The organism is Bacteroidota bacterium (assembly GCA_016718825.1).
In the GTDB taxonomy this organism is placed as follows: Bacteria; Bacteroidota; Bacteroidia; order J057; family JADKCL01; genus JADKCL01.
In genome coordinates this window covers 1-15,235 of the sequence record JADKCL010000055.1, presented here as the reverse complement: position 1 = coordinate 15,235, position 15,235 = coordinate 1, and the positions used below count along the sequence as shown (strand labels likewise).

18 protein-coding genes, 1 tRNA gene and 4 pseudogenes are annotated in these 15,235 nt (G+C 44.8%); 6 read left to right on the top strand and 17 right to left on the bottom strand.

Annotated features, from left to right (window positions below; genetic code table 11):
• From IPN95_28365 to IPN95_28350, 4 genes are all read left to right on the top strand, one after another.
• A partial coding sequence (locus IPN95_28365) for a hypothetical protein (GenBank protein ID MBK9453238.1) occupies nucleotides 1–173 on the top strand: 173 nt, incomplete at its 5' end.
• Between the two features lie 11 nt (nucleotides 174–184).
• A complete protein-coding gene (locus IPN95_28360; GenBank protein MBK9453237.1) occupies nucleotides 185–526 on the top strand; it encodes a hypothetical protein in 342 nt (113 codons plus the stop codon).
• Between the two features lie 29 nt (nucleotides 527–555).
• Nucleotides 556–996, top strand: a complete 441-nt coding sequence (locus tag IPN95_28355) for an FxDxF family PEP-CTERM protein (protein MBK9453236.1) — start codon at nucleotides 556–558, stop codon at nucleotides 994–996.
• Nucleotides 993–1,640, top strand: coding sequence for a hypothetical protein (locus IPN95_28350; GenBank protein MBK9453235.1), 648 nt, complete (start codon nucleotides 993–995; stop codon nucleotides 1,638–1,640). Before IPN95_28355 ends, IPN95_28350 begins: the two co-directional genes overlap by 4 nt.
• Nucleotides 1,641–2,159: 519 nt before the next feature.
• On the opposite strand, the gene IPN95_28345 is transcribed toward IPN95_28350, so the two are convergent.
• From IPN95_28345 to IPN95_28270, 16 genes and pseudogenes are all read right to left on the bottom strand, one after another.
• Nucleotides 2,160–2,489 (bottom strand): hypothetical protein, encoded by a 330-nt coding sequence (locus IPN95_28345; GenBank protein ID MBK9453234.1) that lies wholly within the window; start codon nucleotides 2,487–2,489, stop codon nucleotides 2,160–2,162.
• Nucleotides 2,490–3,057: 568 nt separating this feature from the next.
• Complete coding sequence (locus tag IPN95_28340; GenBank protein MBK9453233.1) at nucleotides 3,058–3,249, bottom strand: hypothetical protein; 192 nt, start codon at nucleotides 3,247–3,249, stop codon at nucleotides 3,058–3,060.
• A gap of 22 nt (nucleotides 3,250–3,271) precedes the next feature.
• On the bottom strand, nucleotides 3,272–3,418 hold the full coding sequence (locus IPN95_28335; protein ID MBK9453232.1) for a hypothetical protein: 147 nt from the start codon (nucleotides 3,416–3,418) through the stop codon (nucleotides 3,272–3,274).
• Nucleotide 3,419: 1 nt separating this feature from the next.
• Nucleotides 3,420–3,845, bottom strand: coding sequence for a hypothetical protein (locus IPN95_28330; protein ID MBK9453231.1), 426 nt, complete (start codon nucleotides 3,843–3,845; stop codon nucleotides 3,420–3,422).
• A gap of 255 nt (nucleotides 3,846–4,100) precedes the next feature.
• Nucleotides 4,101–4,523, bottom strand: coding sequence for a hypothetical protein (locus IPN95_28325; protein MBK9453230.1), 423 nt, complete (start codon nucleotides 4,521–4,523; stop codon nucleotides 4,101–4,103).
• Between the two features lie 304 nt (nucleotides 4,524–4,827).
• On the bottom strand, nucleotides 4,828–5,118 hold the full coding sequence (locus tag IPN95_28320; GenBank protein ID MBK9453229.1) for a hypothetical protein: 291 nt from the start codon (nucleotides 5,116–5,118) through the stop codon (nucleotides 4,828–4,830).
• Nucleotides 5,069–5,407, bottom strand: a complete 339-nt coding sequence (locus IPN95_28315) for a hypothetical protein (GenBank protein ID MBK9453228.1) — start codon at nucleotides 5,405–5,407, stop codon at nucleotides 5,069–5,071. The genes IPN95_28320 and IPN95_28315 overlap by 50 nt, the downstream gene beginning before the upstream one ends.
• Nucleotides 5,404–5,676, bottom strand: a complete 273-nt coding sequence (locus IPN95_28310; protein ID MBK9453227.1) for a hypothetical protein — start codon at nucleotides 5,674–5,676, stop codon at nucleotides 5,404–5,406. The genes IPN95_28315 and IPN95_28310 overlap by 4 nt, the downstream gene beginning before the upstream one ends.
• A gap of 308 nt (nucleotides 5,677–5,984) precedes the next feature.
• Nucleotides 5,985–6,557: a hypothetical protein gene (locus tag IPN95_28305; protein ID MBK9453226.1), complete on the bottom strand. Its 573-nt coding sequence runs from the start codon at nucleotides 6,555–6,557 to the stop codon at nucleotides 5,985–5,987.
• 40 nt (nucleotides 6,558–6,597) lie between these two features.
• On the bottom strand, nucleotides 6,598–7,143 hold the full coding sequence (locus IPN95_28300) for a hypothetical protein (GenBank protein ID MBK9453225.1): 546 nt from the start codon (nucleotides 7,141–7,143) through the stop codon (nucleotides 6,598–6,600).
• 236 nt (nucleotides 7,144–7,379) lie between these two features.
• Nucleotides 7,380–8,935, bottom strand: a pseudogene (locus IPN95_28295) (IS66 family transposase).
• Between the two features lie 70 nt (nucleotides 8,936–9,005).
• A complete protein-coding gene (tnpB, locus tag IPN95_28290; GenBank protein MBK9453224.1) occupies nucleotides 9,006–9,338 on the bottom strand; it encodes an IS66 family insertion sequence element accessory protein TnpB in 333 nt (110 codons plus the stop codon).
• A pseudogene (locus tag IPN95_28285) lies at nucleotides 9,339–9,627 on the bottom strand (IS66 family insertion sequence element accessory protein TnpB).
• Between the two features lie 70 nt (nucleotides 9,628–9,697).
• Nucleotides 9,698–10,453, bottom strand: a complete 756-nt coding sequence (locus IPN95_28280) for a hypothetical protein (GenBank protein MBK9453223.1) — start codon at nucleotides 10,451–10,453, stop codon at nucleotides 9,698–9,700.
• 31 nt (nucleotides 10,454–10,484) lie between these two features.
• Nucleotides 10,485–11,496 (bottom strand): annotated as a pseudogene (locus tag IPN95_28275) (site-specific integrase).
• Between the two features lie 328 nt (nucleotides 11,497–11,824).
• Nucleotides 11,825–11,902, bottom strand: a tRNA-Thr gene (locus tag IPN95_28270).
• 222 nt (nucleotides 11,903–12,124) lie between these two features.
• On the opposite strand from IPN95_28270, the pseudogene IPN95_28265 reads away from it, so the two are divergent.
• Nucleotides 12,125–12,494, top strand: a pseudogene (locus tag IPN95_28265) (type II 3-dehydroquinate dehydratase).
• A gap of 1,396 nt (nucleotides 12,495–13,890) precedes the next feature.
• Here IPN95_28265 and IPN95_28260 read toward each other — a convergent pair.
• On the bottom strand, nucleotides 13,891–14,055 hold the full coding sequence (locus IPN95_28260; GenBank protein ID MBK9453222.1) for a hypothetical protein: 165 nt from the start codon (nucleotides 14,053–14,055) through the stop codon (nucleotides 13,891–13,893).
• 867 nt (nucleotides 14,056–14,922) lie between these two features.
• On the opposite strand from IPN95_28260, the gene IPN95_28255 reads away from it, so the two are divergent.
• Nucleotides 14,923–15,150 carry a 50S ribosomal protein L11 methyltransferase gene (locus tag IPN95_28255; protein MBK9453221.1) on the top strand — a complete coding sequence of 76 codons (228 nt, stop codon included), beginning with the start codon at nucleotides 14,923–14,925 and terminating at the stop codon, nucleotides 15,148–15,150.
• The last annotated feature ends 85 nt before the right edge of the window (nucleotides 15,151–15,235 follow it).

Here is a 15,235-nt window from a genome sequence, read left to right as displayed (position 1 = left end):
TTGGTTATTCTTATAGTTTTGATTCTGTTAACCCACGAGCTTTTCTTTATTCGAATGGCAGCATGCAAGATTTAGGAGCGTTGAACGGATTCGCGAGTGTAGCTTATGGAATAAACAATGCAGGTCAAGTAGTTGGACATTATGTTTTTGATGATCATCATGGCAGTACTTAACACTTTTAGCCATGCTTTATAGACAATGGAGTTATGCTAGATATCGGTACATTAAGCGGTGGACTTTAAGTTCAGCAACAGATATAAATGAGATAGGACAAGTGACAGGATGGTCAAATGCCATTCCTCATGTTGGTAGTAATTACAACGCATTTCTTTTTGATAATGGCGTAATGCAGGATATTGGTTCATTGAATGGTAACGGTGGACATACGAGTGCAGAGAGTATTAATGACTCTGGACAAATAGTTGGAGCATCGCTGGGACTGCATGGGAATCATGCTTTTTTGTATGAGCAAGGTGTCAGGAACCGATCCGGGAACATGGTGGAGCAAGTGGCGCCTATTCAATAAATAACAGCGGACAAGTAGTAGGTTATTCTATGGTTATTATTGATTCTGAAGCAGTTGAACATGCATTCATCTACGATAATGGAGTAATGGCTGATCTTGGTGCATTGAACGATGGGACTTCATTAGCTTTCGGCATTAATGATTCTGGACAAGTTGTTGGTTACTCCAACGACCTTGCTTTTCTGTACGAGAATGGCAGTATGCAGGATCTTAATTTACTTCTTAGCGCATCTATTGGAACATCACTAAGCTATGCTAGCGCCATCAATTCTTCTGGTCAAATAATTGCGTATGGCTCAAATGGACACTCTTATCTTCTTAACCGTGACAATATTTCACCAATACCAGAACCACAAACGTATTTGATGTTATTGGCTGGCCTAGGTTTGCTGGGTTTTATGGCACATCGCAGAAAAGAAAACGCGCTTAACCTTGGCACTGCGGTATCAACTGATTGGAGATTAAATTGAAAAAAATATGTGCAGTTGCAACTCTTTGTCTGCTATCTAGTTACTCATTAGCAACGTCAATTGTTTTTAATGGATTTGAATGTGCTGATACAAAGAATCTCTCCAACGCATCACCAACAAGTATAGCTATACAAAGCAGATTCACAGTACTTGATAGTCAAGAAAATTTTTATACACTTAGATTAACAGGTGGTCACCCACGGGTTGATAGTAACGGAAATGTATGTATTGATACTACACTAGGATATGCAGGCGCCCCCCCACCACCAGACACTCCAAAGAGTATTTCTCTCCCCGAGAAAACAGCATCTGTAGATGCTGTTGGTTACTTCAACGGAAAAGAGCTTACAATTACTGTAAATTCTCTTCTTTCAACTCTTACAGGCAATGCTTCAACAACAATAGAGTCCGTCGATACATTTACTTCAAGCGCAATTTCCGCCAGTACAAACATATTTATATTTGATTTCAAAACAGAAGACACTTCTTTTGTTTTGAACAAATGGATCTATATATCTGGAAAAATAATTGTTGGTGGCTGGACTAATCCAAAGCCAGCTTATTACTTTGAAAGTTTGAAACCTAATGACATAATTCACCCCTCTATTACAGAATTAAAAAGTATTATTTACAACTTAGAGTAAGATGTGACTGCAACGCCTGCAGAACGAGGCTCTAATGCATGTTGGTACAGTTGCCACCAATCATTAAAGATTCTTCTGCATTCTAATCTGCGAAACAAAGCTAATTTAATTACCTTCTCTCCTAATTTGTTTGTTCTCAGACATGATACGTAAGAAACTAATCTTCAATTGTCGAAAAGTGATTTATGATACATTTAATTATCTATTAATCGTCATAATGTAACTTATAGAGTCGGCCATTAAACAGTTCGATTTCTGATAGCAGAGAAAGCCGGAATACGGAGATTCTAATAAATCTTTTTAATGGCCGGATCAATAAGCTTCATACTTGCATTAGTGATTTTGCTTTCAGCGACTTTAATCAATATTCATACTTTCAAAGTTTGTTCATGCATGAACAATTTGAATCCGTCAATCAAAAAACTTCATATCGATTAACGTGGATTGTCCGGTCTTGTTCTATCCCCTATTTGCGCAATATGTTATTCTTCCAGATAATATTTGAATTCAGTTCCGGTCTTATTTGAATATATTGTTGTACCGTTGGTCCAAGTATTCATCAAGCGTATGTTCCTCTGATAGCATATTCCACGTTCCAGATGCAAATATGCTACCACCTGATGTGGAAGACAGATCAAGCGTTAGTGTTTTATCTTTTTCGTTATATACAAATAAATATGTTTGTAAATATATATTAAACCAACTCGATTTGATTTCAATTTTATCCATCTCATCGCCGTTTTGAATCCCAGCCGTTTTAGATGAATACATCTCATTATGTACAATTGTTAAGTGTGGGGCGTTAAATATTCCAATCGCTTCAGTTGCCGTCTTTGTGGTAGGAAGCAAGTCAGGGTAAAAGGTTTTTCACCAAACCCAGGATAAATACAAGCAGGAACTATCTTTCCAGAAGTTGATAGGCAATTAACGGCATCCCACCACCAATCCCAATATGTATGTTTGCCCTCCCCCAGACACAATTTCTATCCTACTCTCATAAGGTCTGTCTGTTCACACCGGCATCACTGCATGAGCATTTGACGCCATGATAAACGAATGATAAAGCAAACTGTTTGCGGAAATCATGAACGCAATTGTAATAAATAGTTTCTTCACAACACACCTCATAAATTGAGTCGGATGAAGATCCAGATTCTTTTTTATAATAACTTTTAAATTTCACACACCAGTCGCTTAATTTATAACTTTGTTAACCATCACCGCTTGCTTCTGTTTTCTTCTCCCTTTTGTTCCTACAATAGATCCGGGACGATTAATTTGTGAGCCCATGCTACAAGAAGAAGCTTGACTTGTGTGGAATATAAAAGTAACTTCATGAATAATTTGTACCGAGCAATAGTGAATTCCATAAAATCAATAAAACTTTTTATGTCCCTTCATTATCCTCTTTCAGATATCAGAGATTATCTTTACAGGTACCACTTTCTATAAATTTGTAAACACGGGACTCTCGAATATGCTGCCATTCTTTATCAGAAACCTTTATTCCATTTTTCTCATCAGCTATAGCGTGCAATAAATCTTCAATCGTTGCTTCTTTCGTCACCTTTGCTTCTAACACGATAACCCGTCTTTTAAGCATCGCCATCTTATATCAGCCTATTAATTTATCAAACAAATTCAACCATTATAATTTTTTGTTCATTTGCTTTGGCTTCATCGATTTGTTGCTGCTGTTCAGGAGTCCAAGCATCCTCAAATTTAATCATTACCAAGGGCGTTTGTTGAGGCCTGATCATTTGCTCCAGTTTCTCCAATCTATTTTTTATGTTCATTGGCTTGCTCCAATGCAGTTAAACGTTTCTCCAGCTCATCCATTTCTTTGATCCTTGCCAATGTCCCTAGGCTGGTTAGTAGTGCGCTACCTTGACTTGGCGCAAGCGTTCCATTAGCAACAGCCTGAATAATTGATTGACCTTGCGTGGACAAATCGGCATCTACTGGCAAGCTGATCTTAACGGATTGCTCCATTGATTTAACTGGCGGTATAACCCGTTCTAGTAGTAACCTGGCTGCTTGTGAATCGCCTTCCTTGGCTTTAATGACCAACTGTTCGATAATTTCCGGTAGATGTTGAGCGATGCTCTCCCTTAACTGCGCCACCTTTCCCGTACCAGGGCTACGGCCACGTGGATTGCCGCTTTCCCCTTTCTTCCAGCGTCCACGCTCTTCTTTTGCTGTCATTGCTTTTCTCCTGCTTTAACAAGTGCTTCGGTAATAAAGTATCTGCCATCAGTATGGGATATTTGCTAATTCGACACTTATGACGGCTATGACGCTTCTTCCTAGATTCCCCTACATCCAGAAAAGAATATTTAGAATATATTTATTTTTTGTTTCGTGGAATGTAGAGAAGCGTCATATGCGTCATTGCGTCATGGCATCCCCCAAAATTCACTATGGCTCTGGGCACAAGATAACCCCGTAACGTAACAGGCCTCACTCGTGCGTCTGGCACCGAAACCCAAGAACATCCAAACGTTTACGAAACGACTTCATCGTTAATGTTAGGTTAATACCAGAGTTACGCGTCCACTCTCGATATGCCCTATACAACAACTGAGCCTGAACCTCTTTTTTGTCATCCCTGACGCATTCGTCATCAATAAACTGTGCGACCTGATCGGCTTCGATGCGCCATTCGTCCCTTGCTTCAATGGAGCTTTTCGGCAGAGTAAACCCATTAACAATGGCTTTAGCGTAAGCATTTAACGCCATATTCAGAATACCGGGCAATTCTCTGGCGAGCGTATTTCTCAGAGGTGGATCGCAGTTACCTAATTCTGCCTCAAAAACATTGTTAAACTTTAATATGAAAGTACGCCGAAACAATGCGTTAGAGAAATCCCGCGTATGTGGCATGTGGGTAGTCCCAAAACCAGCATGTGGCGAATGGCCGCATAACAAAAGGATGCCCGAACTTGTGCTCCACTGTAGTAGGCTCCCCCGAAACAATACCTTTTAGTGAAGCATCATCGATTACCTCACCCTGTTTAATCTCTGTGACTATGTTTGCAAGTTTTCCATGTAAATGCGCTCTGTGGAAGGACCTGTCAAACGTCGATGGTTGTACGCCAGATATATTTTCTTTTCCAATTAGCGACTCAAGCACTGAGAGCAATACGCTTTCCCATTGGCTCCAATACCCACAAGAATGATGAATTTCTCACTTGCAATGCGCCATCAGTGAATAGCCCATCATTTCAAGCAATGCTTTTATTTTATCTTCCTTGTCGGAGTCACCGGCAAACACCTCATCTAGAAACCGCATGAACCTCGGTGCGTTTGCGTTGACAGCATAGACAACAGGTATCTGTGTAGTTCGGTAATTCTTCCGTTCGTGAGGCAATAGCTGCCATTCACCATCTATAAGAGATAGCTCACCGTTCTGACAATTGACACACTCGTCATGACCTACGTTGAACTTCTGGTCTGGTGTTATAAATCTCCGTTTCAAGAAGATCACTTATGCTGTCTACACTACACTTTGAAACACCATCAATCTCATTTGCTATTATGTTCTGAACTATTTGTTTTACAGCACGCTTCTCCAGCTTCTTCCACATACCAGAATCGCACCATAGCCAAACAGAACCTTGGCTAGCTATTATGTTTTCAATACCGGTCTTTTCAATTACAAGACGCGCCATAGATAGATGATCATCTGAAGAACTTTCTGAATGATCTTTTAAAGATTTATCGAGTAAATCCAAATGGTGTGCCAGTTTGGCTTTTAATCGCTTCAAAGACGCGTCGCTGCTGAAATATGAAAGCGATCGCGTTTCAAGCGCAAGTTTTGGATATCATCAGGTTGAGAATCATTACTAAGAGCTTTAGCTTCGATTAGAATATCTTCGAATGAGCGCGGGGTATCATCTTCGCCCCGTGGTGAGAAAGCATCTTTAGCCCTTTGCTGGTCATATTCTCGCTGTTCCTTATTCCATGACTCGGGACCAATCTTGACCCAATTGTCACCAGCATCTCTTAATGCTGCTGCGGTTGCCCCATGAAACACTTCTGTAAATGTACTGAACGCATCATGGGCACCACCTCCGCCCCTACCTGTATATAAAGGATCGTTACTTGACAGTGAATGGACTTGCCATCCTTTACACTGGCGGAAAATGAGCCGCTTTCAGATCCGGGGCGTCGGAAAGTATCTCCTATTTGATCGTAGCCTGCTTGCAACAAAACGTCCTGAATCGTAAAGTTTGATTAAAGGCGCCAATTAAATCAGGAGAACTCGTGCCAGAATTCGGTTTGAACGCACTACGCTTCGATTTGGCGCACTTCTGAGCCTTTCCAGTTCTTCGGCTGCCCGCGCTATCTCTGCAAGCTTGCTTTTAATCTCATCAGCCCACTCAAGCGATGGATCAAAAATGTACCATTTCTTTTACTTTTGCTGTCGTAGTATTCGCCACGGTTAGGCAGGTAGAAAAGCTGAGCCGGTCTTTCACTTGCGCGGTCTGGAATGATCCCATTTGACTCAAGCTTATCGTTAAAAATCTCCTGGCAGATAACCCAATCAGAGCCAGACAATGGCTTTTTCAGTAGAATTAAAATGCGGCATTTTTGATTGCTCGGGGTAGCTGACTTTGTGGTGTAAATTTCATAGTCACAGTTGGGAAACAACAATTCGATACTTCCTTCAATTCCATTAATCCCAATAGCGTTTTTGTCAATATCACCACAAAGCATCCCGAATTCACCATTCGCTGCTTGTTCCTGAGAGGATCGGCTAAGTAGCGTAGAAGAAATTAGCCATTGTGCTAGAGATTTATCCACTTTCTGCGGGTTATCAACTAAATGACGAATCTCTTCAAGAGTGATTTGCGCGTATGGCTTGCGGTTATTTTGCCCGGCTCGTCGGTGTGATACTGCCCAAACCCAGAGCAAAACGATGGCTTAAGCTTAGGAATAAATTGCGCGGGGGTTTTCATAAACTACCCTCCGTGCTATTCTCTGATTGGTCGGTTTCTTTTCTATGGATTCCGTCTGTATCATTGGCTGGGGCGGGTGCAACCGCTTCAGCCACCAACACATAACACGCCACACTATGAAATTCCTCGCGCACTTCCATTACACACGCTGCTAGGTATATCACATCAAGTTCTTTGCGTACTGTCAGCGTACCAAAGGCATGCGTGCAAAGAATTAAGGATTCGCTTGCGCTGAATCTACTGTTGAATTGAAGGAACTCATTACGCCCCCCCTTGCTGTTCATCAATCCACTGAAAAACTTAGCTTCATCAATAAGCAACTTCCGGCCAATTCTTGCAAGGGCAATATTCAAACCATTGCCTGTGATAATGCCTTTAGATGTTTTTCTACTTTCAGCTAAAAAAATTAAATTGCGGATTGCGCCTTGTGTGAATGCCGAATGCCTGTCGCTGAATTGACGAACAGTCAACAGTGTTCGGGGTTGTGAGGGTAAATCTGGATAAGCTGATTTAATCGCTTGTATGACAGTAGTATTTTGCATCGCCTTTGCCTTTAATAATCTGCTCGGTTCGGTGCGGTATTGCACCGGTTTCCTTGTGAACATTAAATCAAAGCAAACTAGGCGAATCAAAAAAGCCTAATATAAATTATCTTTTTAATTCATGATGATATTTAGGCGAAAAAAGCGGTTAGGCGAATTTATGAAAATTACCAAGTTTTACGAGTATTTCTTTCAATAGTTGCCGCATCTTCACCGTATCCCTCCAACCCCACCACCTACCCACATTCCTTCAACAATGCTTCAATATCCTCCGGTGCGAACGGCAGCAATTCATCGATTCGGCTGTTAGGCCAGGTGGGGAGTTTTTCGAGGGTGTCGGCTAGCCATTGTGCGGGGTTGAGGCCGTTGAGTTTTGCGGTGCCGAGTAGGGTTTGGATGGCGGCGGCACGTTTTCCGGCGCGTTCGGAGCCGGTGAACAGCCAGTTTTTCTTGCCGAGCGCGATGGGGCGAATAGTGTTTTCGACGGGGTTGTTGTCAATCGGCAGGTGTCCGCTGCCGGCGTAGCGGATCAGGCTTTGCCAGCGCTTCAAGGTGTAGTCGATGGCTTTGGCGGTACCGCCGCCATCGGCGGTTTGGGCACGGGTTTGCAGTAACCAGTCGTGCAACGATTGCAGGATCGGCAGGCTTTTTTCTGCGCGTAGTATCTGCCGGGCTTCGGTCGATAAGTGCTTGCCTTCGGCTTCGGCGGCGTAAAGTCCGCCAATGCGTTGCAGCACCTCATACGCGACGGTGCTGGCATTGGCTTGGTGCAGGTCGAAGAATTTGCGGCGTGCGTGCGCCCAACAGCCGAGTTCGATGCAGTTGCCGACGAGGGTGAACAGCGATTTGTAACCGGCATAGTCGTCGACCAGCAAGTGGCCTTGCCAGCTGTTGAGGAAGTTCTGCACATGTTTGCCACTACGGCTGGTTTGGTAGTCGAATACGATGATGCGCGGCCCCAACTCAAAATCGTTGCTGCGATACGCCCACAGGTAGGCACGCTGCGTTTTTCCGCTGCCGGGATCAAGTTGCGCCACCGGGGTTTCGTCGGCGTGCAATACGCGACCTTGCAATAAGTGCAAAGTCAGCCGGTCAACCAGAGGTTGCAGTGCCACGCCGATGCGTCCGATCCATTCCGCCAGCGTGGAGAGCGATAAAGTGACACCTTCCGGGCGGCGATTTGTGCGATGCGATACAGCGGCAGGTGATCGAGGTATTTGCAGATCGTGATCCAAGCAAGCAGTCCGGTGTTGCCATACCGCCGTCCGATGACGGCGGGTGGCACGGGTTCCACGACCACGGTTTCGCAAGCCCGGCAGGCGTATTGCGGGCGGATGTGACGGTGCACGAAGAATTCCTGGCGGGTTTGACGTCGAGTTGTTCGGTGACGTCTTCGCCGTTTTACCAGATCGCTGCCGCACTGTTTGCATTGACGGGATTCCGGTTCATGGCGATGTTCGATGCGCGGCAGATGATCCGGCAACGGCTGGCGCCCAGCGTGTGCACGCTTAGGCTTCTGCGGAGCAGGCAGCGGCAGTTGCTCGATTTCCGCTTCGATCGCCGCCGCATCGGTTTGCCAGTCTTCTTCGAACAGGCTGAATTGCACCTGCGACAGCGCTTCGCTCTTCGCGCCGTAGCGAATGCGGCGCAAATGTGCCAGTTCCAGCGTCAGTGCCTGATTCTTCGCTTCCAGCATTTTGAGTTCGTTTTGTGCTTGCGTAAGCAGTGATTGAATCAGGTTCGATACCTCGGTTTTAGCTTCCGGCGTAAGGTTCAAATGATCTAATTCGATGGACTGTTTGCTTGCGTTTTCATGGCGTTATTATACCGCAAAACCGCGAAAAGTGATGCCAGTATTGGCTTTAGCTATATCTTCGCGCGCAAGATTGCAACCTCAAGCGACGCCAATCCACTCCGGCAATCAACCACTCCCATTGCGATGAAGTCAGTTCCATCCGCCCGTATCCGAACGCCCCCAAACGAACCGTCCCTGATGCAAGCGGCGCTGGCACAACCACGCCGGTGCCGTCCCACAGCAGCACCTTGATGCGATTGCCCGCGCGATTGCAAAACACAAACGCCGAACCCGAACACGGTGAGCGCTGTAACGCCTCCTCCACCAACACCGACAAACCGTCGATCCCCGGCGCATATCCACCGGCGCAACCATCAACCAAATCTCCCCGGATTCGCAATCAAAGACACTTCAACAATTCCCCAACCAATGCGGCGATATCGTCGACGGCAGTTCCAAACATGATCGCCCCGTCCGCGAAGACGCAGCGTATTCGTCGGCATAGGCATTGGTTTGATCGTTACCGGAACCAACGCAGGCGGCCAAATAACTTGACCGGCACGATGCTTGCGAACCCAATTGCCAAACGTCTTGGTATTCAAACCATGTTCCCGGCAATAAGCCGCCTGCGACTTACCGCTGGTTTGCCATGCTTCGATATGAATTCGTCGTGCTTCTGATGATGACATCGTTCCTCCTTGTAAAAGGTTTGAGGATAGCGATGTTGTATCAGGGTGTTAATGTGGAAGGGTTGGAGGCTTACTCTTCACCCGTTGTTTTAGCAAGTTGTCCAGCAAGATGTCCTTTCGTTGCCCGTAATTCTCTTCCTTCCTTTATAAGAGTGTCAGCCATGCTTTCAAGTTCAGCTTGCCATTTTTGGTTACGTTCTTTTATCTTCTTATCCTTGATGGTTTCATGATCATCATTTAGTAGTGGTTCGTTTTCTAGTGTGCTAATTTGCGCTTTCGGTTTCTGTACCAATGTAACAAGCTCCGGTGGCATATCCCATGGTTTAGACAAAATCAATACAATCCTTACGAAGTTGCTAATCTTTATAAGATTAGGACAAAACGCATTCTGTTGTTGTATGTTCGCTTCTGCCAATCGCAGACGTTTATTAAATTCCTCCCATTTTTCAGCTGATGGAAAATTTTCATGTCTGAAAGAAGGTAAGCCACTGCCAATCATTCCTGCCCCGTCATAATGTGGAGATAATGAATCAGGATCTAAATTCAGCGAGAGTGCGCAAGCTTGCCAAAGCTCTACTTCTGGCATATCTTTGCAGAAACTCCAATCCGGTGTTGACAGATGTGCCCCAACTACCATGCGCGGTCCCTTACCGCCCTGCGGCTGAACTGCGTCTTTGATGCTCCTTCGTCTTTCTTCTTCTGCCAGCTCCGCTGCTGTGGTCAGCGGTTTCTCATTCTTTGTTTTTTTATTCATTTGTTTGTCTCGGTCGCGGCTAGTTTGAGAATCAGGGGATAGAAAGTTATTTGCGCCCCAAAATCTTATCATTCATGGATTGAACTACGCGAGCGGTATGACTTCACGGATGAGCGTATCGCTTCACCATCTGCAAAGTCTTATGCCTAATACCTCGGCAATTTCGGCCAAGCTTGCGCCATTCATTGCAAGATATGATGCGGCGCTATGACGTAAATCATGGAATTTGAAGTCCTCAAGTTCTGCTTTTTTGACGGCTGTTTCTACATGGCGCGCGTAAATCCATAGGCTTCTGTGGCTTCTGCGGTGTAATTTCCTTAGATGGAAAAAGTAAATGCTATCAATTCGGCGTACTTTGGAAAGTTCTTTTAATAGCTCTAAAGCATGACCAGTAATCGCCACGGCGCGGCGTTCTCCGTTTTTGGTTTCGTGCAGTATTGCTCGGCCTTGGTTTAAATCCACAACATCCCAAGTTAAGCCCATGATTTCACCTTGGCGCATTCCGGTCGACAATGCCAACACAACAACGGTATATAAATAAGGGTTGCTGGATTCTTTGCAGGCTTTGAGTAGGCGTGTAAGCTCGTCATCAGATAGAAAACGTGACACGCCCACGTGATTCTTTGGGCTTAGTTACTTTACGCATCGGGCTATCTTCTAACCAACCCCACTCTTTACAGCGATTGTGAAAGCATGAGATAGTGCGGCTATATATCGCACTACGCTTGCGGTGAACGGGGTTTATTGCGCACGGTGATTTCACGGCCTAGTTTATCCTTATTCTGCCAATAGTGAAGGTGTTACATCAGCAAGGGCATAGCTTCCGATTTCAGATTTCCACCATGTTAATTGTTGCGCTTGGTCTTTTGCACTCTTTTTGGCTGGCAATACGTCCCGGCAATATCGATCTATCAAATCGGCCAGGGTGTGGCGTTTAGCTTCCGTTGTTTTGAAGTGACGGCCTTCACGAATAGCTGATTCTGTTTGTTGCGTCCATTTCTTCGCATCAGTGAGGCGCTCAAATGTGTTAGATTGGCTTGGATAACCTTTTAATCTTATTTTACCCGATAACTGGTTTTTCCATCATTGGAAACACGCTTTTCGATATTTGCCATAATTTCCCCCCTGCATGCAATAAATCACTGTAAGTAAGTTACAACAAAGAGCAATAAATGGCAAATGTGTGATTGGCATTCATAAGTGTATTGATAGTTAATTATTATGAATAACAGTAAAGTTATTTTCTGGAAAATGAATCGGGGGGCATTCATGGGGCAGTTGAGAATAAAATATAGTACTTTTGTGGTTTATGTGGTGTGATTCTATGGGTAGAAAAGGCGAGAATTAGATGAAGATTTATTGCGGTTTGTTTTTTACGAGTGCCCCATTAATGCCTTTGGTGTAGGGTTATTTTGCGTAATGTGGTATAACTCTTTGTTTTATTGGTGCTGTTGCGCAGAGGAATCGAACTGCGGGCCTACTGATTACGAATAGTTGTTCTCACCAACTGACTACAACAGCTCTGGCTTGAATCAGGCGGCTACTATAGATGTTTGGGCAATTGCGGGCAAATTATAAAGGACGGGATTCAGTCATTTGCGCTTTGACTATGATTTTTCTGCGGATTCCGATTCTGTTTTTTTTGCACAAATCAGATTCAACATTATTTTCAACAACTTTCGCTTGTTCGGCGAAATTCTTTAGAAACTGTACATTTTCAGCATAAGAGTCCATAATTAGTCGATGGATTTACAAAATGTAAATGCAAAGAATGTCTTGATTATTCACGGACCAAATTTGAATCTGCTGGGGTTCAGGAGCCATAAATTTTATGTGATATGACGTTGCAAGATATTCTAACGAAATTTCGCAGATTTAGCTGAAAATGAAGCGTTAAAACTGAGGATTTTTCAGGAGGTAGTTGAATTCGCTCTAATAGAGAGGGTCCAACGAACGATGAGTGATGGAACAGATTTCATAATCATCAATTCGGTTGCCTACACAGCATACCAGTATCTATTTCGAGAGCAGCTGCTGGTGTAAGTTCCCTTGTGAAGTGCATTTATCGGAATAGTCTATTCGAGAATCTTTTCGTCAGAAATCCTATTTTTAAACTTCGCGATAGGAGTATATAAGCGGTTTAGGAGCAAAGGTTATGATTGGCACTGGGTATGGCCAATGACATCTTGAATTAATCGATGCATCTGGGTTTATCGATAACTCTATTTAAACTTCAATTCTTTTCTCAACGTAACCGTAACTTGTCGGCTAACCGGCGTTCAGTTTATTGTTCTCAAAACTACTTAAAACGAGGCATTGTCTCGGATTGGATAGATTTAAAGCTTAAGAAGCTCATTGAACCGGTTGAAGAATCAAGTATCGCTGAATTACAATTTACGGAGGTAAAAGTTCGTATCATTGAGTCGTCTAGTTCCGGGGTGAAAATTATTGTGCATTTGTGCCTCTCGCCATGCAGCAGGTTATGTCCCTGTTCAGGCAAACATCAACGCCTAGTGGAATCAGTAATGCCAGCGTGAATCTTCAGTTGCGAGTAGAATTCAATACCGGATGGCCATATTGTTAAAATCCCGTAGGAACATTCTATAGTGCAGCACTCCCGGTGCGAGTGCGTTTGTCGAAGTCGGCATAGAAGTTAAAGCGGGTGATACGTTGGCATGCATATCATCGAGGCAATGAAGCTGTTGAATGAAAGTGAGGCCGATAAAGACGGTCATCAAGGCGATCTTGCTAGAGGAATGGTCAGCCTATGATATGCGTGCGAACCCTTATTCGTAGATTCATGATTATCTGAATAGAGATCAGATAAATATGTTTGAAAATTCACCGCACATCTGTGGCGAAATTGCCTTGCGGATCCAGCGTTCTCGTCGCGCTATGGGTATCAAACAGTTGCAATGCATTCTGAGGCCGATGAATGAAGCTGGGGTACGTCGGGTTGCCTTGTCGATATTGCGTATGTCAGCCCGGCGCCGGCGGCGTGGAAATTATCTTAACGTGCCGGCGTTATAGTGTGCCGCAGAAGTGGCTGACGCGGAATTCGTACCCCGGTTACGGGTTCTTATCGAAAATGCAGTTTTGCCGAACGGGTGAAGAGCGGTTTTAGATTATCGGTCCGCGGGCCGGAAACGATCTCGTTGGATGGGTGACAAAGTCAGCGCGAAGAATGCCATGAAAAAGCCGGTGTGCCCTGTGTACCTGGATCAGAGGGTGCATTATCTGAAAATATTGATGGGGCTAAGAAGAAGGTTGCGCGAAATCGACTTTCATCATCATCAAAGCTGCTGGTGGCAGTAGGCCGTAGTATGCGGGTTGTACACACCGAGGCGGCGTTATCCATGCGGTTATCGTGACGCGTAATGAAGCCCAATCAGCGTTTGGGAACCCAGTTGTTTGTGGCGAAAAATATCTGGAAATCCGCGCCATATCGAATTCCAATTATTGGTAGATGAACATGGGCAATGCTGTTCACTTGGGGAGAAAGAGATTGTTCAATGCAGCGCCGCCACCGAAAATTCCTCGAAGAAGCTAGCGCCCGGAATATCGGAAAAATTGCGCAGCAAAATCGGTGATGTTGTGCCGATGCCTGTCGTCGTATTGAATATCGCGGTGTTGGCACATTTGAGTTTCTGTTTGAGAATAATGAATCGTTTCATCCGAAGGCATGAACACGCGTTTGCAGGTGGGAACATCCGGTGCCGGAAGACGATTACCGGTATTGATCTGGGCAGGCGCAAATTAATGTTGTAGCCGGTATGGTGTTACCTGTTAGTCAAAAAGTCGACATCAAGGCGCGATAGTCGAGTGTCGTATCAACGCTGAAGATGCTGGCAAACTGACCTTCCGCCGGACGTACGCAATATCACGCACCCCGGCACGGGTGTGCGGTTGACTCGCATGTTTACCTATAATTATATGGCGCCGCCTTTATCCCGATTCCACGGTCGGCCAGATCATCACATATGGGGATACGCCGTGAGCAGGCGATTAGCGTGGCCGGATCGCCTTATCCGAATGGTGTTACTGGTATTAAAACAGATGATTCCATTGCCTGACGGAAAGTTTGGACCGATTTGCATCCTTCTTGCGCGGCGGTGTCGCGATTCAATATCCGAGCAGAAACTTGCCTTGCATAATAAGAAGGATTGACAGGCAAACAATCATTTCTTTCTATTTGACTGTTTCGGTTTCTATCAAGAAGCTAATGTCCTGGATTACGCTGATTATCCGAGTTGATGCGGCGCATGCCAGTTACTGAGTGATGCCTTGATGGAACAGGGCGCAATTTCAGGGACCGTCACGATGCAGCTGCCGATACGTAAAGATGAACAATTACCGTTCGGAGAACCCTGAGCGAAGCGGAGAGATTTGGCAGAATGCGGAAGTCTCTGTAATGTTTAATGAAGGTGCTGATTTCGGAAGTGAAATTCTTAAAATGTCACGCGGTCCATGCAGTTAGGTAGTCACCCAATTATCGTTTGGAGCGTGTTGAAGAACAGGATTGGGACGTTTGACTCAATCGTTTGATCCGGATCAAATATCGCTCCGTTTGCTGGATCGTTCCAACCTGGCATCAATCGCCTGATCCGCAAGCGATCGATCTGATACTCGATCTCCCTTTCTGTTTTTGGCACCGGCAGTATCCTACGACGCAATTGTGTCTGGGCTGGCTGGACCAGAATCTGCAGCGGGGAAACAGGGTGATTGATTATGGTGCGTTTCCGGGAATATTGGCCATTGCAAAGCCATAAAAGTGGTACGGATCACGTGACCAGTTTGATATTGACCCCAAGCGATCACTGCTAGTCAAGACAATGCATGCAATAACTGCGATCC